Raw genomic sequence first — 23,139 nt, forward strand, 5'->3', positions numbered from 1 at the left:
GCCACTCCTTCGTTGCAAACCAAGTGCCAGTGGACGATATGGGTTGCAGGTTTATACACTTTTTTTTTTTGCGGTGAGGTGGAGCATCAGGCCCAGGGCGGGGAGGGCCGTGAGGTCTCGGATGACGTGGATGAGCAGGAGGTCCCGGGCGGGGACGGCCGCCAGGACTGCGGAGGGGAGCTCCGCGAGCCCGAGGGTTTCGTGGAGGACTGTGTCGAGGACCAGGGCACGGGATGCGGTGAACGAGTCGCCGGCGAGGCGGGCCAGTTGAATGCCGTCTGCTTCCAGGAGCTCCAGATGGCCGGTACGGCGGCGGAGGTTGGCGAGGCCTAGTGCTTCGGCGGCCGACCAGGTGAGGCCCAGGTCGGTCGGATCGAGATACATGGTGACGGTGTCGTCGTGCACCGTGGCCGGCACGGACAGCAGGCCGGGGATGATGTCGGGCCGGTCGGCGACCCAGTTGGGTGGGAGCGAGGTCCGCGGGACGAGACGCTGGATCAGCTCGCTGGCGGGGTTGCTGGGTGGGGCGGGTGCTCCTTCGTCGAGTCGCCGGAGCAGCTCGATGAAATGGGTGTCGACGAACTGCGGCCAATCGCCGGGCTCCTGTTGTGCGATCGCCCGGGCCAGGTTGGTGAGCCCGAGCATCGGCCCGGGCGCATCAGGGTCGAGAATGGCGGGGAGCAGAGCGCCGGCGTCGTACTCCAGGTCGAAGCCGAGGCGGCGGCAGGTGGCGATCGCGAGGGTGATCAAGCGGTCGGCCTGGCGGGCGGTCAAGGGACCCAGATGAGGGTCGGTAGTGGTCTCGGTGGTTGTCATGGGCACCTCCTCGACAGAGAAAGTACGAGGATTCGACCCGCTTTCAGCGGGTCAATTCGAACCTGTGGACAAGTGCATCGCCGAGGTCGGTACTCTGCGGGGATGTCCAGCACCCCGGCGTCCCGGCCGACCTCGGTCACTCAGTTGTCGTTGTCGCACATCACGGCGCAGCACGAGACGAACCTGCTCGGCACCGTGCACGGTGGCGTGATCATGACGCTGGTCGACTCGGTGGCGGGTGTGGTGGCAGCGCGGCACTCGGGCGGAGCTGCGGTGACGGCATCGATGGACGAGATGGTCTTCCTGGTGCCGGTCCGGGTCGGGGACGTCGTGCACTTCAGCAGCCAGGTGAACTGGACCGGCCGCAGCTCGATGGAGGTCGGGGTTCGGATCACCGCCGACCGGTGGGATGCGGTAGGACCCGAGGTGCACGTGGCCTCGGCGTACCTGGTGTTTGTGGCGGTCGACGCGGAGGGCAAGCCCCGCGAGGTGCCGCAGGTGGTCCCGGAGACCGATGAGGAACTGCGCCGGATGCGCGAGGCGGAGATCCGTCGCAGCCACCGGTTGGCACGGCGTGCGGCGATCATCGCGTCCCGCGAGGAAGACCGGGCATGAGTTTGTTCGCCGGCGCCCGGCGGCATCCGTCGGCCGTGCTGCTCGTCGTCCAGTTGCTCGGCGTGCTGATCTACCCGCTGACGCAGGGCTCCCCGGCCGGGCGGATCGGCTTCGAGATCATCGGGATCGTCGTCCTGGTGCTGGCGGTGTTCTCCGTCCGGGCCACTCCGGGCCTGACCTGGATCAGCATCGGTCTGGGGATCCCGGCCGTCACGCTGTCGTTCATCGACGTCTACAACTCCAGCGACGCGGTGGTGGCAGTCTCTGCTGTGCTGCACGCGGCCTTCTACTTCTATGCGGCCTACAGTCTGCTGCGGTACATGCTGTCCGACCACAACGTCAGCACCGACGAGCTCTACGCGACCGGTGCCACGTTCACCTTGGTGGCTTGGGGTTTCGCCTACCTGTACGTGTTCGTGCAGGTGCTCGTCCCCGGCAGCTTCATCGCAGCAGTTGCCCCCAGCAACGATCGGTCGTGGATGGAGTTGCTCTTCCTGAGCTTCACGACCCTGTCCAGCACGGGCCTGAGTGACGTCGTCCCGGTCTCCGACTGGGGCCGCTCGGTCGTGATGTTCGAGCAGCTCGCCGGACTCGGCTACGTCGCGATGGTCGTCTCCCGCTTGGTCGGCCTTACCTTGTCGCGTCGGACGACCTAACGGCTCAGCGCCGCCACCAGTTCAAGCCTCGGCCATCCGGCCAGCATGTCGGCGGCAGCGCGAGCGGCCACTTCGGTCGCGTTTGCCATCGCCGCGACCCGGTAGCTGACCAGCGCGCCTTCGTGCAGCAGCAGTAGCCGATCGGCAAGCTCACCAGGGTCGGCCATGCCGGCCAGCCGAGCCTGCGCTTCGAACTCGGAGCGCATCCACTGCTTCTGTCCGACGATCACCGGCATTGCCGGGTGGTCGGGCGCAGCGAGCTCCACGCTCGCGTTGATGAATCCGCAGCCGTTGCGCGACCCCGCCAGCCAGTCGGTCAGCGCTGCGAACAGCGCGAGCACCACCTCCTCGGGCGTTCCGGGTGCGCGAGACTCGAGTTGTTCGTCGAGGAATGCGTGCCAGACCCGGTTCCGGTGCTCCAGATACGCCGCAATCAGCCGATCCTTCGAACCGAATCGGTCGTACAGGGTCTTCTTGGTCACGTCGGCTGCGGCCGCGATGGCATCAACTCCGACCGTCCGGATGCCCTGCTCGTAGAACAAGGCCGACGCCGCCGCCAGGATTCGCTCCCCGGCGGGTGTCAGCCGCTCCGCAACCAGCGGTCCGCGATCGACGATCAGTCTCAGCTGCTGAACAGGCATACTGACAGTATACCTACCGGTATGGTTACTGTCGGCCTATGACCCTAGCCCCGCCCGTACGACGGACTCCGAACCTGCGTTTGATCGCGCCGGCAGCAGGCGCCGGATTCGTGGTGTTCTGGAGCTCCGGCTTCATCGGAGCCGGCTGGGGGACGCGGTACACGAGCGCGTTCGACCTGCTGGCCTGGCGCTTCCTGGTCGCCGGATTGCTCGGCGCAGTGATCCTCGGCTTCCGCCGTCCGCGACTGACCCGCCGTGATCTCGTGATCCAGGTGGCGATGGCCGTCCTGACCCAGTTCGTCTACCTCGGCGCGATCTTCACCGGCATCGACCACGGCATCACCGCCGGAGCCACAGCGCTGATCGGCTCACTGCAACCGCTACTCATTGCGACTGTTGCCGGACCACTGCTCGGAGAGCGGGTCAGCAGGCGCCAGTGGTTAGGGCTGGTGATCGGACTCGGTGGAGTCGCCTTAGTGGTCGCCGACGACCTCAGCGCAGGCCATGGCTCGCTGCTGCTCTTCCTGATCCCGCTGCTCGGTCTGCTCGGCTTGGTAGCCGGTACCTGCCTGGATCGACGCGCCAAGCCTGCCGTGGGTTCGCTCGATGCGATCTGCATCCAGAGCATGGTGTCCGCAGTGCTGTTCGTCACGTTGGCGGCCTCGACGCACCAGCTCACCGTGCCGCAGCAACCAGGCTTCTACGGCGCTGTGCTCTGGTTGGTGCTATTGGCAACCGGCGGCGGTTGGGGCTTGTACCTGGTGAATCTCAAGCTTTCCGGCGCGACCAGGGTCAGCGGTCTGCTCTATCTGGTGCCGCCGACCACGATGCTGCTGGCGTACTTCGTGCTCGACGAGAGCATCGGAGTGCTGGCGCTGGTCGGCATGTTGGTCTGTGCCGTTGCTGTCCTGCTGATTACGCTGCGGACATGGCGGAACCTCGATGGCTGAACAAGAAAGAGCAGCAGGCGTGGCGTGCGTTCATCGCGGCGCAGCGCGTGGTGAACAGCCGGATCGAGCAGCAACTGCAGCGTGATGCCGGGATCCCGCACACGTACTACGAGATCCTGGTGCGGCTGTCCGATGCAACGGACGGCCGGTTGCGGATGAGTGAGCTCGCCGTGGCGACGCTCGGCTCGCGGAGCCGACTCTCCCACGCGGTCAACCGCCTGGAGCAGAACGGCTGGGTACGGCGGGAGGGCATCGAGTCCGACCGCCGCGGTCAGGTCGCGATCATCACCGACGCCGGCCGGGAGAAGTTGGTGGAGGCCGCGCCCGGTCACGTCGAAGAGGTCCGGAGCGCGATCTTCGACGCCCTCACCCCGGAGCAGGTGGATCAGTTGTTCGCCATCGGCACGGCATTGGCCGAGAACACCGGGCAGGAGCGTTGATGCGGTCGCGGTCGACAGCCCTCGTCGTACTGTCGGCGCTGTTGCTCGCGGGCTGCGGCGACAGTTCCACACCGACGGCCGGTCCCAGCACAGTCCCGTCGTCATCGGTGCCCCTGCTGCCGAAGACCACGGATCACCCGAGCACGCCGACTCCGTCAGCCACCCCGACGGAGACGCCCAGCTGTATCGACGCGAAGCTCGAGGACCTCACGCTTCGTCAGCGTGCTGCCCAGCTGATCATGACCGGTATCGGCGCCAATGGCATGACCTCGGCGCAGCGCCCGATCATCCAGCAGCAGAAGCCAGGCGGCGTCCTGCTGCTCGGCCCAGGCGGCAGCCTCGCTCACACCCGTACGGCGACCGCTGCGGCCGTGACTGCGGCCACGGTCGAGGGGATCGCGCCGCTGGTCGCTGCGGACCAGGAAGGCGGTCAGGTCCAGCGCCTGAAGGGCTCCGGCTTCACCCGGATCCCGTCGGCGGAGGTGCAGGGCACCTGGACGAGTGACAAGCTCACCGCCCGCGCCGCGCTCTGGGCGGACCAGCTCAAGGAGGCCGGGGTGAATACCAACCTCACTCCGGTGGCGGACGTCGTACCGGCGTCTTTGAAGAAGCAGAACGCGCCCATCGGCCAGCTGGATCGCGAGTTCGGCGATACGGCGGCGGAGGTCGGGCCGCCGGTCCAGGCGTTCGTGCGGGGGATGGCCAAGAGCGGCGTGATCACCTCGGTGAAGCATTTCCCCGGCATCGGCAAGGTCCGCGGCAACACCGACTTCTCGGCGAACGTGTTCGACAATGTCACGGCCCGTGGTGACGCCGACCTCAAGCCGTTCGCGGACGGGATCGCAGCCGGTAGCGAGATGCTGATGGTCTCCACCGTCACCTACAACAAGATCGACCCAGAGAACCGGGCAGCGTTCTCGAAGACCGTCATCCAGGGCATGATCCGCGACGACCTCGGGTACGACGGCGTCGTGATCACCGACGATGTCGGGGCCGCGGCCAACGTGGCGAACGTGCCGGCCGGTCAGCGGGCCACCCGGGTGATCGCAGCGGGCGGCGACATCGTCATCAACGGCGCTGCGGACCTGACCGCCGCCATGGTGAACGCACTGGTGGTGAAAGCCCAGCAGGACAAAGCCTTCGCCACACAGCTCGACGAGAGCGTACGGCGGGTGCTCGCACTCAAGCAGAAGCACGGTCTGGTGACCTGCTGATGCAGGAGGAGCAGGAGCCCGACTACCGGTTCACTCTGGCGAACGAGCGGACCTATCTGGCGTACCTGCGGACCTCACTGGCTTGTTACGCCGGCGGTCTGTCGGCGGTGCAGTTCCTCGACCTCGGTCTGGACCGCTGGCCGGCCCGGATCATCGGACTGATCCTGGTCGGCGCCGGACTGGTCACTACTGCCGCAGCACTCCGGCGCTGGCAACAGAACCTGACCGCGATGCGTCGCGGCCAACCACTGCCGGTCACCAGGCTGCCACTGATGCTGGCGGCAACCATCGCAATCGCCGGGGTTGTGGGCCTCGCGTTCGCAATGTGGCGATGAGCACACCGGACCCCGGTCTGCAGCCCGAGCGGACCCTGCTGGCCTGGCGCCGGACCTCCCTCGGACTGGTCACCAACGGCATCCTGCTGCTTGCCTCCGGCCACGGTTCGTCCGAAGTCCGCACCGGCTTCGGCATCGTCGTACTGGTGCTTTCGCTGGGCTGCTGGGCGGCCGTGAGCGCTGTCTACCGCCATTCCCGGGGTGCCTCGGTGCACGCCCTCGGCCACGACCGGGTGCTCCGGATCGCTGCCGGGCTGGTCCTGCTGGTCGGCCTTTTCGACCTCTATGCCGTGGTCACGCACTGATACCAATTGATTACTCGGTAGTCACCTCCTAGTGAACTAGTTCACCCCGACGCGCTACGTTGACCCCGCGGATGCAAGAACCGCGGGCTGTTCCCCCTAGCATGATCAACGGTTTGTCCCTCGTTCACCCGGAGCTTGAAGTGCCGTTACGTCTGCGTCCGAACGACCCGACGTTCTACGACCTTTTCACCGAGTCCGCCAACCACCTCGTGGACGGCGCTCGCATCCTCGCCGAGCTGCTGGGCAGCGCTACCGGCACCGGCCTCTCGGCCAGTCAGCAGATCGCCGTCCAGATGAAGGACGCCGAGCACGCGGCGGACGAGACCACCCACGCGATCATCCGCCGGGTCAACTCGACCTTCGTGACCCCGTTCGACCGCGAGGACATCTACCGGCTGGCCTCTGACCTCGACGACGTCATGGACTTCATGGAGGAGGCGGTGGACACGATCCACCTCTTCAACCTGGAGAAGCTGCCGGAAGAGGTCGCCGAGCAGATCGAGGTCCTGCAGCGGGCCGCCGCGCTGACCGCGGAGTCGATGCCGCGACTGCGCACGATGAAGGACCTGGCCGAGTACTGGATCGAGATCAACCGGCTGGAGAACACCGGCGACGCGGTGCACCGCCGGATCGTCGCCAAGCTGTTCAGCGGTGAGTACGACACCCTTACGGTGCTCAAGCTGAAGACCGTGGTCGACCTGCTGGAGGCTGCGATCGACGCGTTCGAGCATGTCGCCAACACGGTCGAGCAGATCGCCGTCAAGGAGAGCTGAGCGTGGAGTTCGCGCTCGTCATCGCGGTCGTCGTGATCGCGCTGGCCTTCGACTACACCAACGGTTTCCACGACGCGGCGAACGCGATCGCGACCTCTATCTCGACCCGTGCGCTGACGCCGCGGGTGGCACTGGTGATGGCCGCGGTGTGCAACTTCCTCGGTGCGCTGCTCGGGACCGAGGTCGCCGAGACCGTCGGCAAGGGCATCATCAACACACCGGCCGGAGAGCACGGCCTGGTGGTCGTGATCTCGGCCCTGGTCGGCGCCATCACCTGGAACCTGCTCACCTGGTACTTCGGCCTGCCCAGCTCCTCGTCGCACGCGCTGATCGGTGGCCTGGTCGGCGCCGGGATCGCCTCGTCCAGTGTGGTGCTGTGGTCCGGGATCGTCGACAAGGTCGTCATTCCGATGGTGCTGTCACCGGCCATCGGCTTCCTCGGCGCGTTCGCGCTGATGACTGCGATCCTTTGGATCTTCCGGCGGAAGAACCCCGGCAAGACCACGCGGGGCTTCCGGCTGGCCCAGTCCCTGTCGGCGGCCGCGATGGCGCTTGGGCACGGCCTGCAGGACGCCCAGAAGACGATGGGCGTCATCTTCCTGGCCCTGCTCACCACTGGGCACGTCGCCAAGGGCGACGGCATCCCGCTGTGGGTCAAGCTGTCCGCCGCGACCGCTATCTCGCTCGGGACGTACTCCGGCGGCTGGCGGATCATGCGGACGCTCGGCCGCCGGATCATCCACCTGGACCCGGCGCGTGGATTCGCCTCCGAGGCGGTCGCGGCCACGGTCCTGTACGTGATGGCGATCGGCCTGCACGCCCCGGTCTCCACCACCCACACGATCACCTCGGCCGTGATGGGTGCGGGCGCCACCAAGCGACTGTCCGCCGTACGGTGGGGTGTCGCGAAGGGCATCGTCACCGCCTGGGTCCTGACGATTCCAGCGGCCGGCCTGGTCGCAGCAGGCGTCTACGGAATCGCCCACCTGATCCTCGAGTGAATCCATTCATGCCGAATTAACCCACTACCCCTACGGTCGGACGGGCCCCACAACTCGTCCGCCGAGGGATGTGATCGGGATGGATCTGTCGTTTCTCGTCGTCGTGGTGATCGTCACCGCACTGGTGTTCGACTTCACGAACGGCTTCCACGACACCGCCAACGCGATGGCGACGTCGATCGCCACCGGCGCGCTGAAACCGAAGGTCGCGGTGGGGTTGTCCGCCGTCCTGAACCTGGTCGGTGCGTTCGTCTCCACCGAAGTCGCCAAGACCATCTCGAGTGGTCTGGTCGACGACACCAAAGTCACGGTCCCGATCATCTTCGGCGGCCTGGTCGGCGCCATCTTGTGGAACCTGCTGACCTGGTACGTCGGTCTGCCCAGCTCCTCGTCGCACGCACTGTTCGGTGGGCTGATCGGTGCCACCTGGATCGCGGCCGGCAGCGGCGCGGTCAACTTCGGCACTGTCGTGCAGAAGATCATCGTGCCCGCCGTCGCGGCGCCGATCGTGGCCGGAGTGGTCGCGCTGCTCGGCACCTACCTGGCCTACAGGATCACCGCGCGGGCCCGGAAGAAGAGTGTCGACGACGGCTTCCGCGTCGGTCAGATCGCCTCCGCGTCGCTGGTCTCGCTGGCGCACGGCACGGGCGACGCGCAGAAGACGATGGGCATCATCACGCTGGTCCTGATCACCTCGGGCAGCCTGGCCCAGGGCTCGCGGCCGCCGCTGTGGGTCATCTTCGCCGCGGGGCTGGCGATCGCCGCCGGGACGTACCTGGGCGGCTGGCGGATCATCCGGACAATGGGCAAGGGCCTGACTGAGATCGAGTCGCCGCAGGGCTTCGCAGCGGAGACCAGTTCAACCGCAGTGCTGCTCGCCTCGTCCCACCTGGGCTTCCCGCTCTCCACCACGCAGGTCTGCTCCGGCAGCATCCTGGGTGCCGGTCTGGGCAAGCGGCTGGCTGAGGTGCGCTGGACAGTCGCCGGCCGGATGGCGCTGGCCTGGCTGTTCACGCTGCCCGCCGCTGCGATCGTGGGCGCCCTCGCCGGTCGCGTGGCGAACTCCGGAAACCTCGGGGTCGCGCTGATCGCCGTACTGGCTGTGCTGGCTGGTGGTGGCATCTACCTGGCCTCACGGCGCAAGCCGGTCACCTCGGCCAACGTGAACGAGTACCCGAGCACCCCGGCCGCCGCTTCGGCGACTGCGGCGGTCTGAGAGGAGTACGGCGATGCACATTAACTGGAGTGGGCTCGGTGAAGTGGCTCTGGTCAGCCTGATCTTCGGAGTGGGGCTGGCGGTCGTGTTCGCGCTCGGTGTCACGGCTATGGCGCGCAGGGCGGTGGCTATCGACGAGAAGCGGCCCACTCCGATGCTCGACACCGCAGTGGCGTCGCTGTGCTTCGCAGCGTGCCTAGCTGCGGTGCTCTACGGGCTCTACCTGATCATTCCGCAATTTCATTAAAGGATGCAGTCACTAGGCCTTAGCGGTTCCAGCGGCGCACTGCCTTGGCCACGTCCTTCGCACGCACCGCATCGAGGTTCTCCTCCCAGGCTGTGAAGAGCCGGTCGGCCAGATCGGCCGTGTCCAGACCAGCCTGGGGGCGAACCGCCACTGCCCAGGTCGCTGCGGCCGCATGCCCCTGCTGGTGCAGCAGGTGATTCACGGTCGCCTGGATACGTTGCCGGCTCTCGCCAGTCAGACCGCGGGCAGACCAGTCCTGCAGGATTGCGGCGTCGTCGGCCGTCATCTGGGCCAGATAGGTCAGTGGACCGCGCCAGAAGCCGCGGTGACCGATGCTGTCCAGGCTCTCGAGTGGGAACCAGCCGTTGGCACAGCGCCGCCCGTTAACCGCGGCCTCGACCTCACGCGCCCGCTCGCCGTCCAGGTCGCGGGTGGACCAGTCGATGAAATAGGCACCCGCATCGGGGATGTGCTCCGCGACATGCGGCGCCACCACCAGCGTCCCGGGTTCGAACAGGCGCAGTTCTTCCGGTGAATCGAACAAAAAACCTTCCCCCGCCCAGCACAAGGCAAGCCATACAGAAACCCCCCAGATTCCTGCCTTGTCAGTGACAAGTGCCCTTCGTACCCTCACCGACCGTCGAGGGTCAAGGCCTTGTCCGGGGTTATTGGCGCCGCTCGGCCCGTCGCGCCAGCTCCTCGCGGTCGAGCCGGTCGGCCTCTTCCGGGGTCGGCGCAGAGCCGCCGTACGCGGCCGGCAACCACCAGGCACCGGGCGGTTGCTCCGGGTAGGCGCGGATCGTGTCGTCGAGCATCTCGGCCATCGTCGACCGCAGGACGGCGGTCTTCTCGACCGGATCGTCGTCCGGGGTGACGGCCATCGGCGTCCCGACGGTGATAGCGATCGTGCGGTGCCGGGAGAAGTCCTTCGGGTGATCCTTGGTGAACATCCGCTGGGTGCCCCACAGGATCAGGGGAATCACCGGTACGCCGGCTTCCGCAGCCATCCGGACCGTGCCGGACTTGAATTCCTTCAGCTCGAACGACCGGCTGATCGTGGCTTCCGGGAAGACGCCGACCACTTCACCGGCCCGCAAGTGCCGCAAGGCGTGCTCGTACGACGCCGTGCCGGCACCACGGTCGACCGGAATGTGACGCATTCCGCGCATCAGCGGCCCGGACCAGCGGTTGCGGAACAGGCCGTCTTTCGCCATGAACCGGACCAGTCGCTTACTCGGTACGGCGCCGTACCCGCCGAGCACGAAGTCGACGTAACTGATGTGGTTCAGCGCAATCACCGCAGCACCGGTCCGTGGCACGTTCTCGGTGCCGGACAGCTGGAAGTTCACGTCCAGCACCTTGAGCGCCGTACGGGCGATTCCGACTACCGGCGGATACACAAAGTCGCGCATCGTAGGAACTCTACTAAGGTATCGGTGATAACTGGAGATCGCGGGAGCTCGCACCGTAGTGGGCTGAGAGGGCGGCTGGAGGAATCCGGCGCCGCCGACCGCCGAACCTGTCCGGGTAATTCCGGCGTAGGGAGCACAGCACGTGACAACCATCGGCACCGTACGACCGACTGTCACCACCGGCCCGATCTCGGGCTCGGAGAAGATCTACCGCGGCGAGCTGGGCGTTCCAGCCCGCCGTGTCCACCTCACCAACGGCGAGCACTTCGATCTGTACGACACGTCCGGGCCATACACGGATGCGACGGCACAGATCGACGTACAGGCTGGTCTGCCCGCGCTGCGGCGCGAGTGGGTCACCGGGCGCGAGTCACTCACCCAGATGGGGCATGCGCGCGCCGGCACCATCACGGAGGAGATGCGGTACGTCGCCATCCGGGAGAACATGGATCCGGAGTTCGTCCGGTCCGAGGTGGCCCGCGGCCGGGCCGTCATCCCGGTGAACCGCAACCACCCGGAGAGCGAGCCGACCATCATCGGCAAGAAGTTCCTGGTGAAGATCAACGCGAACATCGGTAACTCCGCCGTCAGCAGTTCGGTCGAGGAAGAGGTCGAGAAGCTCGTCTGGGCGACGCGCTGGGGCGCGGACACCGTGATGGATCTCTCGACAGGTAAGAACATTCACGAGACCCGTGAGTGGATCCTGCGGAACTCACCCGTCCCGATCGGGACCGTGCCGCTGTACCAGGCGCTCGAGAAGGTGAAGGGCGATCCGGCCGCACTGAACTGGGAGGTCTACCGGGACACGGTGATCGAGCAGTGTGAGCAGGGCGTCGACTACATGACCGTGCATGCCGGGGTGCTGCTGCGCTACGTGCCGCTGACCGCGCGGCGGATCACCGGCATCGTCTCGCGCGGCGGGTCGATCATGGCTGCGTGGTGCCTCGCGCATCACCAGGAGTCCTTCCTGTACACGCATTTCGAGGAGCTGTGCGAGATCCTGCGTCAGTACGACGTGACGTTCTCGCTCGGTGACGGACTGCGGCCCGGGTGTATCGCGGATGCGAACGACGCCGCCCAGTTCGCCGAGCTGCGGACGCTCGGGGAGCTCACCCAGATCGCCTGGGCGCACGACGTACAGGTGATGATCGAGGGTCCGGGACACGTGCCGATGCACAAGATCGCGGAGAACGTGCGCCTCGAGGAAGAGCTTTGCGGGGAGGCGCCGTTCTACACATTGGGGCCGTTGGCAACTGATGTGGCGCCTGCCTATGACCACATCACCTCGGCGATCGGTGCGGCCCAGATCGGCTGGCTCGGGACGGCGATGCTCTGTTACGTCACGCCGAAGGAGCACCTTGGGCTGCCGGACCGCGATGACGTGAAGACGGGTGTGATCACCTACAAGATTGCTGCTCACGCGGCGGACCTGGCGAAGGGGCACCCGGGTGCCCAGGACTGGGACGATGCGTTGTCGACGGCCAGGTTCGAGTTCCGCTGGGAGGACCAGTTCAACCTCTCGCTGGATCCGGACACGGCCCGGTCGTATCACGACCAGACGTTGCCGGCCGAACCTGCCAAAACCGCGCACTTCTGCTCGATGTGTGGGCCGAAGTTCTGCTCGATGCGGATCACCGCGGACATCCGCAAGTACGCCGAGGAGCGTGGGCTGACGTCGACCGAGGCGATCGAGGCCGGCTTCAACGAGATGTCCGAGACCTTCAAGGCGAATGACAACAAGGTCTACCTGCCGCTCGCTGACTGATTGAGGTGGCCCCCTGAACCGCTCCCTGAAGCGGTTTTGGGGGCCGTGTGCGCGCGAAAACGGGCCTTTTCGGCCTCACTCGCTGTGAAACTGTTACGCGAGTCGAGATGCCGAACTGGCCCGTTTGAGCGGAGAATTAAGGAATCGGCTGCCTTGCGGGGTGACTACGGGGAGTGATGGGGTGAACCGATTCAGGTTTTTGCCTTCACTCAGCGTGAATAAGACTGTAGCCTTAACCGTGTCGGTCAGGAGGTGCAGTGAAGTGCTCTTCGTTCTCACGGTAGATCAGCGCGGCAGCCGAATCAGCGGTGATCTCGTACCCGAGCTACTGAATTCTCTGAATCGCAGACCCCGTCGAGCGGGCCTGATCCGCAAGTTCGAGCGGACTGCCGGCGACGAGGTCCAAGGCGTGTTCGACGAGGCCAAGGCAACGATCGACGTCATTGTCGAGCTGCTGCGTCGTGACTCCTGGTACGTCGGCCTTGGTATCGGCGATGTCATGGGCCCACTCCCGCGGAGCACGCGTGCTGGCAACGGCGACGCGTTCGTACACGCCCGAGACGCTGTCACCAAGGCGAAATCGAGCCCGCACCATGTCAATGTGTGTGGGACCGATGCGCTACTGGCCGATCAGGTGGAGACAGTGCTCTGGCTGATGGCGTCCGTGCTGCGACGGCGAAGTGACCGCGGGTGGGCTGTTGCCGACCTGCTGGCAGAGGGACTGACACGACGGGAGATCGGCGTGAAACTGGGGATCAGCCAATCTGCGGTAACCCAACGGGCTCAAGCGGCCGGAGTGGCCGAGGAGCAGCGTGGGAGGCTACTGGCGTCCGAACTGCTCAGCCACGCCGAGGTAGCTGCGTGACGGGACTCGTCCTGGCGCTCACCGGCGCTGGGCTGATCTTCGCCGTACTGGCGTGGGTGCCCAAGGCCGGTGCGGTGCTGGAGATCGTGCTCAGCGGCCTCATGCTGGCCTGTCTGGTCGGCGCCGGCATGGTGCTGCTCTACGGCGACGGTGTGGTCGGCTGGGACGAGCGCTGGTGGAATGTGCTGCTCCTGCTGGCCGGAGGGCTCGCAGTGACCGGTGGCGGCCCGCTGACGACCTCAGTGCTCGCACTGGCCGACCGGGGCAACACCCGCGCCCAATCGACGCAGAAGGCCGGTGAGGTGCTGCGAGGCGGCGCTCTGATCGGCTCCCTCGAGCGAGGCGCGATCTTCGCCGCGCTGGTGGCCGGCTGGCCGGAGGGGCTGGCCATCGTGCTGGCCATCAAGGGGCTGGCCCGCTACCCCGAGCTCCGCAGTCCGGACCAGCCCGCTTCCGTCACACCGCAGGCAGTGGCCGAGCGCTTCATCATCGGCACCTTCACCAGCGTCCTGTGGTCAGTAACCTGCGCCGCGTTCCTGCTGTCCCACTGAGACGACGTACGTGTTGAGCACCTTGTCGTGCAGCGTCTGCTTCTTCTCGTCCCAGAGCGGCCAGAGCGAGTCGATGTAGCAGGCCTGATTGAAGATGCCGCCCAGTAGGTCCCGGCCGAAGGCCATCCCAGGGCCGACCGGCTGGAAGTAGGTGCCCTCGACCAGGCGGATCTTCAACACGCTCTTGCCGACGCTCTGCCCGGTCGTGCCCTGCCGAATCACCCGGTTCCAGACGAACACCCCGATACTGCCGAGGAAACCGATGCCCAGGCACACAAAGGCCCAGACCGCCGGAACGTCGTCCGGATACTCGTTCTCGGCCCGGGACGCAAGATTCGCGAGCAAGATGCCGTAGCCGACCAGCATCGGGATGCTCTGCAGAACGCTGTCGATCAGCGACGCCCCGACCCGTGGCAGCCAATCCGCCAAGGGCGGCAACGCGCTGCCGTGCGCCGGCTGTCCGTACAGCGGCTGCCGTTCGTAGAGCTGCGGTCCCCAGTCCTGCGGCCGCTCGGCGTACGGGTCGTTGCTACCGGGCGGCGGGATCGGCGTGCTCATGTGCTGATCACGATGTCGTCGACGACCTTGTCGTGCCAGGTCTGCTGCTTCTCGTCCCACAGCGGCCAGAGGAGGTTCAGGAAGCAGATGTAGTTGAAGAAGTAGGCGCAGATCTCGCGGCCGAGGTTCGGGCCGAAACCGATCAGCTCACCGGTCTTCAGACTGACCACGCGGGTCCCGGTGATCTTCTTGCCGAGCGACTGGCCGGTGCGGCCCTGCTGGACGATTCGGTTCAGGATCCAGATCGCGAGCGAGGCGAACGACGCCACAGTCATCGCCAGGCTGCCGGTCTCGGGGTGCTCGGTGCTGGTCGCGATGAGGACGAGGATTCCGACGCCCATCGGCCACCCCTGCAGCAAGCCGTCGATGATGGATGCGCCGACCCGCGTCGTGTATCCGGCCGGCTGGCCGGGCAGTGCGAAGCGGTAGCCGCCGCCCTGACCCGAAGGGCCTTGCGCATAAGGGTTGTAGCCCGGCTGGATCTGCCCAGCCGGCTGGAACCCGCCACCGGGCTGTCCCGGCGGGTACTGGTTGGGCTGCCCAGGAGGGCCGAACGGAGGGGTGGTCACCTGGAATCCTCTCTGGTGCACATCTACTGACTGGCAAGGCAGGTTACTGTGGTTCGGTGAGCCATTCGCAAGGCGTTGTCCGCTCCGCGCCGCCTGTCAGGCCGGTGGACCGGCGGGTGCTGGGGCTGGCGGTTACCGGTATCGGTGGGTTCGGTCTGGCTGCGATCTACCAGCAGACCGGGCTCGGCATCCCGTGCATCCTGCATGCCACCACCGGTCTGAACTGTCCGCTGTGCGGGTCGACCCGGATGGCTGCCGCCTTGCTCCAAGGCGATCTGAACGCCGCCTGGCACTTCAACCCCGTCGTACTGGTGCTTGGCCCGCTGATCGGCCTCGCAGTCGGCTATCAGTTGCTGGCGTGGGGTCTGGAGTCCCTTCGCCTGGTCCGGCTGCCGCGCCTCGCCATGAGTCCCCGTGCGGTGGACTGGTTCGTCAAGGGCGCCATCGCGTTGCTCCTCGTGTACGGCGTCGCCCGCAACCTGAACTGAATGTCGCCGGGCAGCTAGCTGCTACCCGGCGACATTCACGTGCTGGACGTCAGCGGCCGACGAGGCCGGTGGCGTACGAGATGATGCCGATGACGAACGCGACGATGCCGCCGATCCACGCCACCTTGGCCAGCGTGTCCGACTGACCCTGCTCGCGGTACTTGCTCTGCGCGAACAGACCCAGGCCGATCGCGGCCGGGGAGCAGCAGAACCAGCACACGATGCCGATGATCGACAGGATCATCGGGGTGTTGCTCTGCTGGGCCGGTGCGCCGTAGCCGTAGCCCGCGTTCTGGCCGCCCGGGTAGGCGCCATAGCCACCTGCAGGCGGCTGCTGGCCGTAGCCACCCGGCTGCTGGCCGTAACCCGGCTGCTGCGGGGGCTGCTGTCCATACCCAGGCTGCTGCTGCCCGTAACCGGGCTGCTGCGGCTGGCCGTACTGCCCGGGCTGACCCGGGTATGCGCCCGGCTGCTGCTGGCCGTAGCCAGGAGCCTGCGGGGGCTGCTGCCCGTACCCGGGAGCCTGCGGCGGCTGCTGGCCGTAGCCGGGCTGGCCTGGCTGGCCGTACTGACCCGGCTGGACGTCCGGAGTCTGGTCCGGGGTGTCCTGCGGGTTGTTCTGGTCATCGCCGGGAGGCGTCGGAGTGCTCACCACGGTCCCTTCTAAAGACGTCGAAGAATCACCGCAGACTATCTTTTCGACAGGTTCACGGTCACGCACCCGCGCCGCCTGGCGCGGGTGCCTGTTGCTGACGACTCAGCCGAAGCGGCCGGTGATGTAGTCCTCGGTGGCCTTCTCGCTGGGGTTGGAGAAGATCTGCTTGGTCGGGGCGATCTCGATCAGGCGCCCCGGCTTGCCGGTCGCGGCCAGGTTGAAGAAGGCGGTCTGGTCGGAGACGCGGGCCGCCTGCTGCATGTTGTGCGTGACGATGACGACGGTGAACTTGTCCTTCAGCTTCTCGATCAGGTCCTCGATCGCCAGGGTGGAGATCGGGTCCAGGGCCGAGCAGGGCTCGTCCATCAGGATCACCTCGGGCTCGACCGCGATCGCGCGGGCGATGCACAGGCGCTGCTGCTGACCACCGGACAGACCGGCACCCGGCTTGTCGAGACGGTCCTTGACCTCGTTCCACAGGTTGGCGCCCTTGAGCGACGCCTCGACCACCTCGGTGAGCTTCTTCTTGTCCTTGACCCCGTTCAGCTTCAGGCCGGACGCGACGTTGTCGAAGATCGACATCGTCGGGAACGGGTTCGGCCGCTGGAACACCATGCCGACAACCCGCCGTACGGCGACCGGGTCGACCCCGGTGGCGTACAGGTCCTGCTGATCCAGCAGCACCTTGCCCTCGACGCGGGCCCCCGGAATCACCTCGTGCATCCGGTTCAGGGTGCGCAGGTAGGTGGACTTGCCGCAGCCGGACGGACCGATGAACGCTGTGACCGAGCGGGGCTCGATCGTCATCGACACGTCCTCGACGGCCTTGAAATCGCCGTAGTAGACGTTGAGGCCGCTGACCTCGATGCGCTTTGCCATATCGACTCAGAACCTCTCTGATTACTTCGACTTGATGGTGCTGAACCGGGCGACCAGCCGGGCCAGCAGGTTGAGGACAAGAACCAGCAGGATCAGCGTCAGGGCCGCGGCCCAGACCCGGTCCGCAGCCGGCTGCAGAGCGAGCTCGGTGCGGTCCTGGTTGATCATCGTCGGCAGTGCGCCCATGAATCCGTTGAACGGATTCGTGTTGATGTTCTTGGAGTAGCCGACCAGGATCAGCAGCGGCGCGGTCTCACCCATCACGCGGGCCAGACCGAGCATCACACCGGTGATGATGCCGCCGAACGCGGTCGGCACCACCACCTTCAGGATCGTCTTCCACTTCGGTACACCCAGCGCGTACGACGCCTCCCGGAGCTCGTCCGGGACCAGCTTCAGCATCTCCTCGGTGGACCGCAGGACGACCGGGAGCATCAGCAGCACCAGCGACAGCGAGACCGCGAAGCCGACCCGGTTGAAACCGAAGACTGTGATCCAGACTGCGTAGATGAACAGCGCGGCGACGATCGACGGCACCCCGGTCAGGATGTCGACCATGAAGCTGACCGCGCGGGCCGCCTTGGTGCCCTTGCCGTACTCGACCAGGTAGACCGCGCCCATGATCGCGATCGGTACGGCGATCACCGCGGTGATCAGCGCCATGATCAACGTGCCCATGATCGCGTGGTACGCGCCGCCACCTTCACGCCGTACGGTGACGCCGCGCTGCGACTGCGACCACCAGTCGGCGCTCAGCAGCAGGTGATAACCCTTGCTGACAACGGTCCACAGGATCCACACCAGCGGGATCAGCGCGACCACGAAGGCCAGCACGATGAGCACCGTGGCCAGCGTGTTCTTGAAGGCACGGGACCCGGACCGGCCGGTCAGGTCCAAAGCTTTCCCGTCGTACGCCGGCTTGTTCTCGACGATGGTCGTCATACGGACGCTCCTTCGGTGGCGCGGCGGTTACGTCGCGGCCGCTTCGCACCTGGAGCGCTGCGGGCGACGATGATGCGGGCCGCGGAGTTGACCAGGAACGTCACCACGAACAGCACCAGGCCGGCCGCGATGAAGGCACCGGTCTTCTCGGGGCTGTCGAACTCGGCGGCGTTGTTGGCGATCTTCGAGGCGAAGGTCTCACCACCGGAGAAGATCGACGGGTTCCAGGGGTCGTTGCCGTTCGGGACGGTCAGGATGATCATCACCGCGACGGTCTCACCGAGGGCCCGGCCGAGGCCGAGCATCGCAGCGCTGGTGACGCCGGAGCGCCCGTACGGCAGGACCGCCATCCGGATCATTTCCCACTTGGTCGACCCGAGCGCCAATGCGCCCTCGCGATGCGCGACCGGGGTCTGCGCGAAGATCTCCCGGCTGATCGCCGTGACGACGGGCAGGATCATGATCGCCAGCACCACCGAGATCGTGAAGATCACGCCGACGTTGTCGCCGATCGGCTTCTCGAACAGCGGGATCCAGCCGAGCGCCGACGACAGGCCGTTGATCACCGGCAGCACGATCGGCGCGAAGAACAGCAGCCCCCACAGGCCGTACACGATCGAGGGCACCGCGGCGAGCAGGTCGACCGCGTGCGCGACCGGCGTCGCGATCCGGCGGGGCGCGTAGTACGTGACGAACAACGCGACCCCGATCGCGATCGGCACGGCGATGATCATCGCGATGATCGAACTGATCACCGTGGTGTAGAACAGCCCCGCGATGCCGAACCGGGGGTCGGAGCCGCCCGGCTCCCAGACCCGCGAGAACAGGAAGTTGGCCTTGTTGTCGGCCAGCGCCGGGATTGCCAGCGCCAGCAGGAAGATACCGACGAACGCCACGATCGCGACCACCAGGCCGCCGGAACCGCGGGCCAGGCCGGAGAACAGCCGGTCGCCGAGATGACCGACCGGGCCGAGCTCGAGCTTCGGTCCGGTCTGTTCGCGGGTCGTGCTGTCGGTGGGCCGCTCGTCGCCGGCGCGCAGCTCGGCGAGGGCGTCGAAGTGTGGGGTCGGGCCGCTGGTCTCGTCGACCAGGTCCTCGATCCGTGGTTCTGCTCCGGCGGCTGCCGGATCCGCCGGCCGGTCGGGCGGGGCCGTGCCGTCTGGACTACTCATCGATGGTGCTCCAAGCGCCTTGGTCGTGGGGCTTCTGGTGGTGGTCCGACGAGGCGAAGCCCCGGCTGTCCTGAATCGGACCGGCCGGGGCTCGCATCACTGCTGTCTCAACGTCTGATCGGCTGGGTCAGCTGATCGTCTGGATGGCCGCGTCGACCTTGGTGCGGATCTCCTCCGGCAGCGGCGCGTAGTTCAGGTCGGTCAGCGCGCCCTGGCCGTCCTTGCCGGCGAAGTAGGTCAGGAAGCTCTTGACCAGCGCGGTCTTCTCGGCCGGCAGGCCCTTGCTGCACGCGATTTCGTAGGTGACCAGGATGATCGGGTAGGCCCCGGCCTCCTTGGTCGCGTAGTCCAGCTTCAGCGCCAGGTCGGACCCGGTGCCGGCCGGCTTCGCGGCGGCGAGCGCCTTACCGGCGGACTCGGCGGTCAGCTCGACCGGGGTGCCCGAACCGTTCTCGATCTGCGCGACGCCGAGCTTGTTGTCGACGGCGTACGACCACTCGACGTACGTGATCGAGTTCTTGGTGCTCTTGACGCCCTCGGCGACACCCGCGGACTTCTCCTTGCCCGCACCGGTACCGGTCCACTTCTTGGCCGGCTCACCCTTCCAGGCGCCACCACCGGCAGCCTTCAGGTACTTGGTGAAGTTCTCCGTGGTGCCGGACTCGTCCGAGCGGAAGAACACCGAGATCGGGGCCGACGGCAACGTGACGCCCGGGTTCAGCTTGGCGATCGCGGCGTCGTTCCAGGTCTTGACATCGCCCTGGAAGATCTTCGCGGCGGTCGCACCGTCGAGAACCAGCTTCTGCAGGCCGTCGACGTTGTAGGCGATCGCGACCGGGCCGATGACCATCGGCAGGTTCAGCGCCGGGTTGGTCGCGCAGCGCTTCGCGGCCTGCGCGGCCTCGGGCTCGCCGCCGTCCTTGGACTCGGTCTTCAGCGCCGAGTCGGAACCGGCGAAGTCGACCTGGCTCGCGATGAACTGCTTGATACCCGCACCGGAACCGGTCGGGTTGTAGTTCACCGTGACGTCGGCGCACTTCCCGTTGTACTTGCTGATGACCTCTTCGATCGCGTTCTTCTGCGCCGAGGAGCCTTCGGCGTTGAGCGTGCCCTGCGGGCAGTCGGCACCGGTCGAGGACGAACCCGTGGTGGGGTTCGACGAGGAGCCGGACGGCTCCGGGTCACTGCCACAGGCGCTCAGAGCGAGCACACCGAGGGATGCCACGGCGACAGAGCCGACGCGGAGCAGACGATTCACGAACACGAGAGTGTTGCCCTTCTGCGGGAATCAAGACTTCTGAACTTCCACAGACGGTAGGGAGACGAGATGACTGGGCGGCCCGTCGTCGGTAAACGACCGGTGAACGGTTCCAGCACCGTAAACGACGCCCGGCGTGCCGCCAGGCAGCCAGTAGATGAACTGAGTTAGCGCCCGTCACTCTCCGTAGACAGAAACGGGCGTTTGCTCACGTTCCGGTAACGCTCAGCGCACTGTGAACGCGTAGTCGAGTGAAGTCCCCGCGAGCACCGGCAAACCGTTCACCTTCACCGGCGGAGTCACCACGCGGTACCAGGTCTGGGCCTGGCGGGTGGCGCGGAACTGGAGCGTGAGCCTGCCCTTGGTGAGCGGCAGTTCGCGAACGTACTTCCACGTCTTCCCCACCCGGCGCTGTAGCGCGGCCTTCATGTTGACCCCTGGCTCGACGTAGACCTTCAGCGTGACCATCCGGCCGGCCTCCGTGTCGTAAGGCTGGATGCCCGACCACTGGGCCTTCGCGGTCGACTTCGACGTCCGGGCCGTGGTCGAGGCAGCCGGAGTCAGTTTGATCGCCGACTGGGTGCTCTGCTTCGCCGACGGCACCCAGATCCGGTACTGACGTTCGCCCAGCGAGGCTATGTCGGTGTGGAACGGCCTGTTGAGGTTGCCGTTGTACCGGCCGTAGGTCTTCCACGGTGAGGCGCTGTTCGGCCGGGCCTGCAATTGCACCGGCATCGGCATGTTGGCCAGGTTCGACGTGAGCGTGGTCTTGATACCGAGCTGCAGGCTGTAGATCCCCATCGCGGGTACGGCGGCCGCGGCCGACAGCGTGCCCACCAAGACCTGGCGCTCGAGCCTTGGGCCGTCCCCGTTCGACAAGTACGACTCCCGCCACTCGTTCCCGGCGTACAGGCTGATCGTGGCCGGCCGCGGTCGCGGCGGCACCGTGAACGACGTCGCGCTGGCCGGGATCGGCAGGCGCTCGACGGGCGAGCCCGGTACGGCGATCTGGGCGCCCAGGTACTCGTCCGACGCAGGCCGGTCCAGCGGGTCGCCAGGGTTCGTGTCCACGACCGCAGGCTGCGTCCAGCGCACCAGCTTCACCGACCCGTCGGCCAGCAGATCAGCGTCCTCGATGATCGGATACACCGGAATCCGGCTGTCGAACTCCGAGCTCGTGGCCGATGGGCCCTGCCCGCCCTCGGCAGTTCGCACGAACACACGGATCAGAACGCGATCCTCGTTCGCGAATTTCGACCTGTCGATCAGCAGTTCGTTGTCGTCACCCGCTTCCGTTCGACCGTTGGTCCGCGCGAGGCCGATCCCCGGATAGTTGGTCGCGACGTCGTTCGCTTCGCCGTTGTCCTTCCAGGTGACGCGAATCTTGTCACCGACCCAGGCGACCTGTACGTCGGTAGGCGCGTCTGGGGCAGCTGCCCAGGCCGGGGTGGCGAGCCCTGCGGTGAGCAGAGCCGCGATGGTTGCGGTGGCGAGAAGCTTGCGCATGTCAGACGACCTTCAGGGTGAAGGGATCGCTGGTGGTGAACTCGACCGGCAGACCATTGACCTTCACGGCCGGGGTGGCGATGCGGTACTTCTGGGTCGTGCCGCGGCCGGCAGCGCGGATCGCCACGTCGGCCTTGCCCTTGTTGTCGAGCTGTACGGCGCGCACGTAGCGCCACTGCTTGCCGTCCCACTTCTGCAGCGCGGCCTTGAGCGGTAGCGCGGGCGCAACGATGATCTTGTGATGCACGGTCAGGCCGACCCGCGCCGTGTCCGGTGCATGTCCGGTGCCGATCTCGGCGTACTTCCGCACGAACTGCGCAGCGGTCGAGACCGGCGGTGTGACCAGGATGACGTCGTCGCGGTAGAGCCAACCCGCGGGAACCCAGAGCCGGTACTCCTGAGCGCCCGCCGCGCCTGCGGAGGTGAAGAAGAGCTTGCCGTCGATCTGGCCGCCGTTCCGGCTGACCTTCTTCCAGGGGCTGGAGCTGTTCGGACGAGCCTGGACCTCGACCTCGAAGACCTCGTTGCGGATGATCTCGGGGAAGGTGGCCAGCAGCTTGCTGTCCCAGTAGGTGAACGAAAAACGGGCCGGCGGGGAGAGCTTCGAGGTCGCGCTCATGGTTCCGACGCGCACAGTCTGGTACTCGCCGGCCGGTGGCTGTCCCCACTCGTTACCCGTGGAGAGCTTGATCGTCAGCGGACCCCGACGTACCGGGACATCGGCCGTCGTCACACCCCGCACCACATACTCCGTTTGCTGGCCTGCGGCAGGACCAGTCACGGTCGCCTTCACCCAGGTGCCGGTCGGATGGTCGAGCGGGTCGTTCGGGGTCTCGTCCACGAAGGTGTCCCGCTGCCACCACACCCGCACCGAGGTGGTGGACAGCGACTGGGCATTGTTGATGACCAGCTTGGGCACAGGATGGGTGTCGAAGAGCGGGCTGCGGGCCGGCTCGCTCGTCACGTTGTCTGCTCCCACCGACCGAACCGAGATGCCAACCTTGCTCAAGGTCGGGAAGGCGCCGGGGCTGAGGAAGACCTCGTTGGGCGCGCCGGCCGCGGGCTCCGCCGCGAGGGGCCCGACGTCCGGATAGACAGCCCTGACCTGGTTGGCCTCGCCGTTGTCTTTCCAGGTCACGCGGACCTTGCCGTCGTCGGTCCAGGACACCTGTACGTCGGTCGGCGCTTCCGGGGCGGCTGCCCAGGCCGGGGTGGACAACGTGGTGACGAGCAGGGCCGCGGCGGCGCCGACGGCGGTGATCTTGCGCATGTGCTGGATTCCTAGCGGACGGTGAGAGTGAAGGAGGAGT

28 protein-coding genes are annotated in these 23,139 nt (G+C 66.6%); 15 read left to right on the forward strand and 13 right to left on the reverse strand.

Annotated features, from left to right (window positions below; translation table 11 throughout):
- Positions 1-51: 51 nt before the first annotated feature.
- Complete coding sequence (locus tag E1263_RS23560; protein WP_132170928.1) at positions 52-816, reverse strand: DUF1444 domain-containing protein; 765 nt, start codon at positions 814-816, stop codon at positions 52-54.
- 102 nt (positions 817-918) lie between these two features.
- Here E1263_RS23560 and E1263_RS23565 point away from each other — a divergent pair, with 102 nt between their 5' ends.
- Both E1263_RS23565 and E1263_RS23570 read left to right on the forward strand, forming a co-directional pair.
- The gene (locus tag E1263_RS23565; RefSeq protein ID WP_132170930.1) at positions 919-1,431 is read left to right on the forward strand and encodes an acyl-CoA thioesterase; all 513 of its coding nucleotides are present in this window, start codon (positions 919-921) and stop codon (positions 1,429-1,431) included.
- Positions 1,428-2,087, forward strand: a complete 660-nt coding sequence (locus E1263_RS23570; RefSeq protein WP_132170931.1) for a potassium channel family protein — start codon at positions 1,428-1,430, stop codon at positions 2,085-2,087. Before E1263_RS23565 ends, E1263_RS23570 begins: the two co-directional genes overlap by 4 nt.
- Here the strand turns inward: E1263_RS23570 and E1263_RS23575 are convergent.
- Positions 2,084-2,728 carry a TetR/AcrR family transcriptional regulator gene (locus E1263_RS23575; RefSeq protein ID WP_132170933.1) on the reverse strand — a complete coding sequence of 215 codons (645 nt, stop codon included), beginning with the start codon at positions 2,726-2,728 and terminating at the stop codon, positions 2,084-2,086. The two genes, E1263_RS23570 and E1263_RS23575, sit on opposite strands and share 4 nt — an antisense overlap.
- 38 nt (positions 2,729-2,766) lie before the next feature.
- On the opposite strand from E1263_RS23575, the gene E1263_RS23580 reads away from it, so the two are divergent.
- From E1263_RS23580 to E1263_RS23620, 9 genes are all read left to right on the forward strand, one after another.
- Positions 2,767-3,678, forward strand: coding sequence for a DMT family transporter (locus tag E1263_RS23580; RefSeq protein WP_132170935.1), 912 nt, complete (start codon positions 2,767-2,769; stop codon positions 3,676-3,678).
- A complete protein-coding gene (locus E1263_RS23585) occupies positions 3,657-4,118 on the forward strand; it encodes a MarR family winged helix-turn-helix transcriptional regulator (RefSeq protein WP_132170937.1) in 462 nt (153 codons plus the stop codon). Before E1263_RS23580 ends, E1263_RS23585 begins: the two co-directional genes overlap by 22 nt.
- Entirely contained in the window at positions 4,118-5,332 is a 1,215-nt protein-coding gene (locus tag E1263_RS23590; protein ID WP_238161464.1) for a glycoside hydrolase family 3 N-terminal domain-containing protein, read from the forward strand. The genes E1263_RS23585 and E1263_RS23590 overlap by 1 nt, the downstream gene beginning before the upstream one ends.
- Positions 5,332-5,667, forward strand: a complete 336-nt coding sequence (locus tag E1263_RS23595; protein ID WP_202869018.1) for a YidH family protein — start codon at positions 5,332-5,334, stop codon at positions 5,665-5,667. The genes E1263_RS23590 and E1263_RS23595 overlap by 1 nt, the downstream gene beginning before the upstream one ends.
- Positions 5,664-5,972, forward strand: a complete 309-nt coding sequence (locus E1263_RS23600) for a DUF202 domain-containing protein (protein WP_132170941.1) — start codon at positions 5,664-5,666, stop codon at positions 5,970-5,972. Before E1263_RS23595 ends, E1263_RS23600 begins: the two co-directional genes overlap by 4 nt.
- A gap of 140 nt (positions 5,973-6,112) precedes the next feature.
- On the forward strand, positions 6,113-6,745 hold the full coding sequence (locus tag E1263_RS23605; RefSeq protein WP_132170943.1) for a DUF47 domain-containing protein: 633 nt from the start codon (positions 6,113-6,115) through the stop codon (positions 6,743-6,745).
- Positions 6,746-6,747: 2 nt separating this feature from the next.
- A complete protein-coding gene (locus E1263_RS23610) occupies positions 6,748-7,746 on the forward strand; it encodes an inorganic phosphate transporter (protein ID WP_132170945.1) in 999 nt (332 codons plus the stop codon).
- A 79-nt stretch (positions 7,747-7,825) separates the two neighbouring features.
- On the forward strand, positions 7,826-8,962 hold the full coding sequence (locus E1263_RS23615) for an inorganic phosphate transporter (protein WP_132170947.1): 1,137 nt from the start codon (positions 7,826-7,828) through the stop codon (positions 8,960-8,962).
- A gap of 13 nt (positions 8,963-8,975) precedes the next feature.
- Positions 8,976-9,209: a hypothetical protein gene (locus tag E1263_RS23620; RefSeq protein ID WP_132170949.1), complete on the forward strand. Its 234-nt coding sequence runs from the start codon at positions 8,976-8,978 to the stop codon at positions 9,207-9,209.
- A 19-nt stretch (positions 9,210-9,228) separates the two neighbouring features.
- Here E1263_RS23620 and E1263_RS23625 read toward each other — a convergent pair whose 3' ends face one another.
- A complete protein-coding gene (locus E1263_RS23625; protein ID WP_132170951.1) occupies positions 9,229-9,753 on the reverse strand; it encodes a hypothetical protein in 525 nt (174 codons plus the stop codon).
- Between the two features lie 121 nt (positions 9,754-9,874).
- Positions 9,875-10,621, reverse strand: a complete 747-nt coding sequence (locus E1263_RS23630) for a lysophospholipid acyltransferase family protein (protein ID WP_132170953.1) — start codon at positions 10,619-10,621, stop codon at positions 9,875-9,877.
- A gap of 142 nt (positions 10,622-10,763) precedes the next feature.
- On the opposite strand from E1263_RS23630, the gene thiC reads away from it, so the two are divergent.
- The 3 genes from thiC to E1263_RS23645 all read left to right on the forward strand — a co-directional run bounded on the left by thiC (position 10,764) and on the right by E1263_RS23645 (position 13,802).
- Entirely contained in the window at positions 10,764-12,386 is a 1,623-nt protein-coding gene (thiC, locus tag E1263_RS23635; RefSeq protein ID WP_132170955.1) for a phosphomethylpyrimidine synthase ThiC, read from the forward strand.
- Between the two features lie 262 nt (positions 12,387-12,648).
- On the forward strand, positions 12,649-13,251 hold the full coding sequence (locus tag E1263_RS23640) for a transposase (protein WP_132170957.1): 603 nt from the start codon (positions 12,649-12,651) through the stop codon (positions 13,249-13,251).
- Positions 13,248-13,802 carry a hypothetical protein gene (locus E1263_RS23645; RefSeq protein WP_132170959.1) on the forward strand — a complete coding sequence of 185 codons (555 nt, stop codon included), beginning with the start codon at positions 13,248-13,250 and terminating at the stop codon, positions 13,800-13,802. The genes E1263_RS23640 and E1263_RS23645 overlap by 4 nt, the downstream gene beginning before the upstream one ends.
- On the opposite strand, the gene E1263_RS23650 is transcribed toward E1263_RS23645, so the two are convergent.
- Together E1263_RS23650 and E1263_RS23655 are read right to left on the reverse strand one after the other, a co-directional pair.
- Complete coding sequence (locus tag E1263_RS23650) at positions 13,767-14,360, reverse strand: RDD family protein (protein WP_132170961.1); 594 nt, start codon at positions 14,358-14,360, stop codon at positions 13,767-13,769. The two genes, E1263_RS23645 and E1263_RS23650, sit on opposite strands and share 36 nt — an antisense overlap.
- Entirely contained in the window at positions 14,357-14,929 is a 573-nt protein-coding gene (locus E1263_RS23655; protein WP_132170963.1) for an RDD family protein, read from the reverse strand. Before E1263_RS23655 ends, E1263_RS23650 begins: the two co-directional genes overlap by 4 nt.
- 56 nt (positions 14,930-14,985) lie before the next feature.
- Between E1263_RS23655 and E1263_RS23660 the strand changes: the two genes are divergently transcribed.
- Positions 14,986-15,417, forward strand: coding sequence for a DUF2752 domain-containing protein (locus E1263_RS23660; RefSeq protein WP_132170965.1), 432 nt, complete (start codon positions 14,986-14,988; stop codon positions 15,415-15,417).
- Between the two features lie 49 nt (positions 15,418-15,466).
- Here E1263_RS23660 and E1263_RS23665 read toward each other — a convergent pair whose 3' ends face one another.
- The 7 genes from E1263_RS23665 to E1263_RS23695 form a co-directional block, all read right to left on the reverse strand.
- On the reverse strand, positions 15,467-16,069 hold the full coding sequence (locus tag E1263_RS23665; RefSeq protein ID WP_202869020.1) for a hypothetical protein: 603 nt from the start codon (positions 16,067-16,069) through the stop codon (positions 15,467-15,469).
- Positions 16,070-16,174: 105 nt separating this feature from the next.
- Positions 16,175-16,951, reverse strand: a complete 777-nt coding sequence (gene pstB / locus E1263_RS23670; protein ID WP_132170967.1) for a phosphate ABC transporter ATP-binding protein PstB — start codon at positions 16,949-16,951, stop codon at positions 16,175-16,177.
- 21 nt (positions 16,952-16,972) lie between these two features.
- Entirely contained in the window at positions 16,973-17,893 is a 921-nt protein-coding gene (pstA, locus tag E1263_RS23675; protein WP_132170968.1) for a phosphate ABC transporter permease PstA, read from the reverse strand.
- Complete coding sequence (gene pstC, locus E1263_RS23680) at positions 17,890-19,065, reverse strand: phosphate ABC transporter permease subunit PstC (RefSeq protein ID WP_238161466.1); 1,176 nt, start codon at positions 19,063-19,065, stop codon at positions 17,890-17,892. The genes pstA and pstC overlap by 4 nt, the downstream gene beginning before the upstream one ends.
- A 127-nt stretch (positions 19,066-19,192) precedes the next feature.
- Positions 19,193-20,323, reverse strand: a complete 1,131-nt coding sequence (pstS, locus tag E1263_RS23685; protein ID WP_202869021.1) for a phosphate ABC transporter substrate-binding protein PstS — start codon at positions 20,321-20,323, stop codon at positions 19,193-19,195.
- A 225-nt stretch (positions 20,324-20,548) separates the two neighbouring features.
- On the reverse strand, positions 20,549-21,829 hold the full coding sequence (locus tag E1263_RS23690; RefSeq protein WP_132170972.1) for a hypothetical protein: 1,281 nt from the start codon (positions 21,827-21,829) through the stop codon (positions 20,549-20,551).
- Between the two features lies 1 nt (position 21,830).
- Positions 21,831-23,099, reverse strand: coding sequence for a hypothetical protein (locus E1263_RS23695; RefSeq protein WP_132170974.1), 1,269 nt, complete (start codon positions 23,097-23,099; stop codon positions 21,831-21,833).
- Positions 23,100-23,139: the final 40 nt, after the last annotated feature.

The sequence above is a fragment of the Kribbella antibiotica genome (assembly GCF_004349055.1).
In the GTDB taxonomy this organism is placed as follows: Bacteria; Actinomycetota; Actinomycetes; order Propionibacteriales; family Kribbellaceae; genus Kribbella; species Kribbella antibiotica.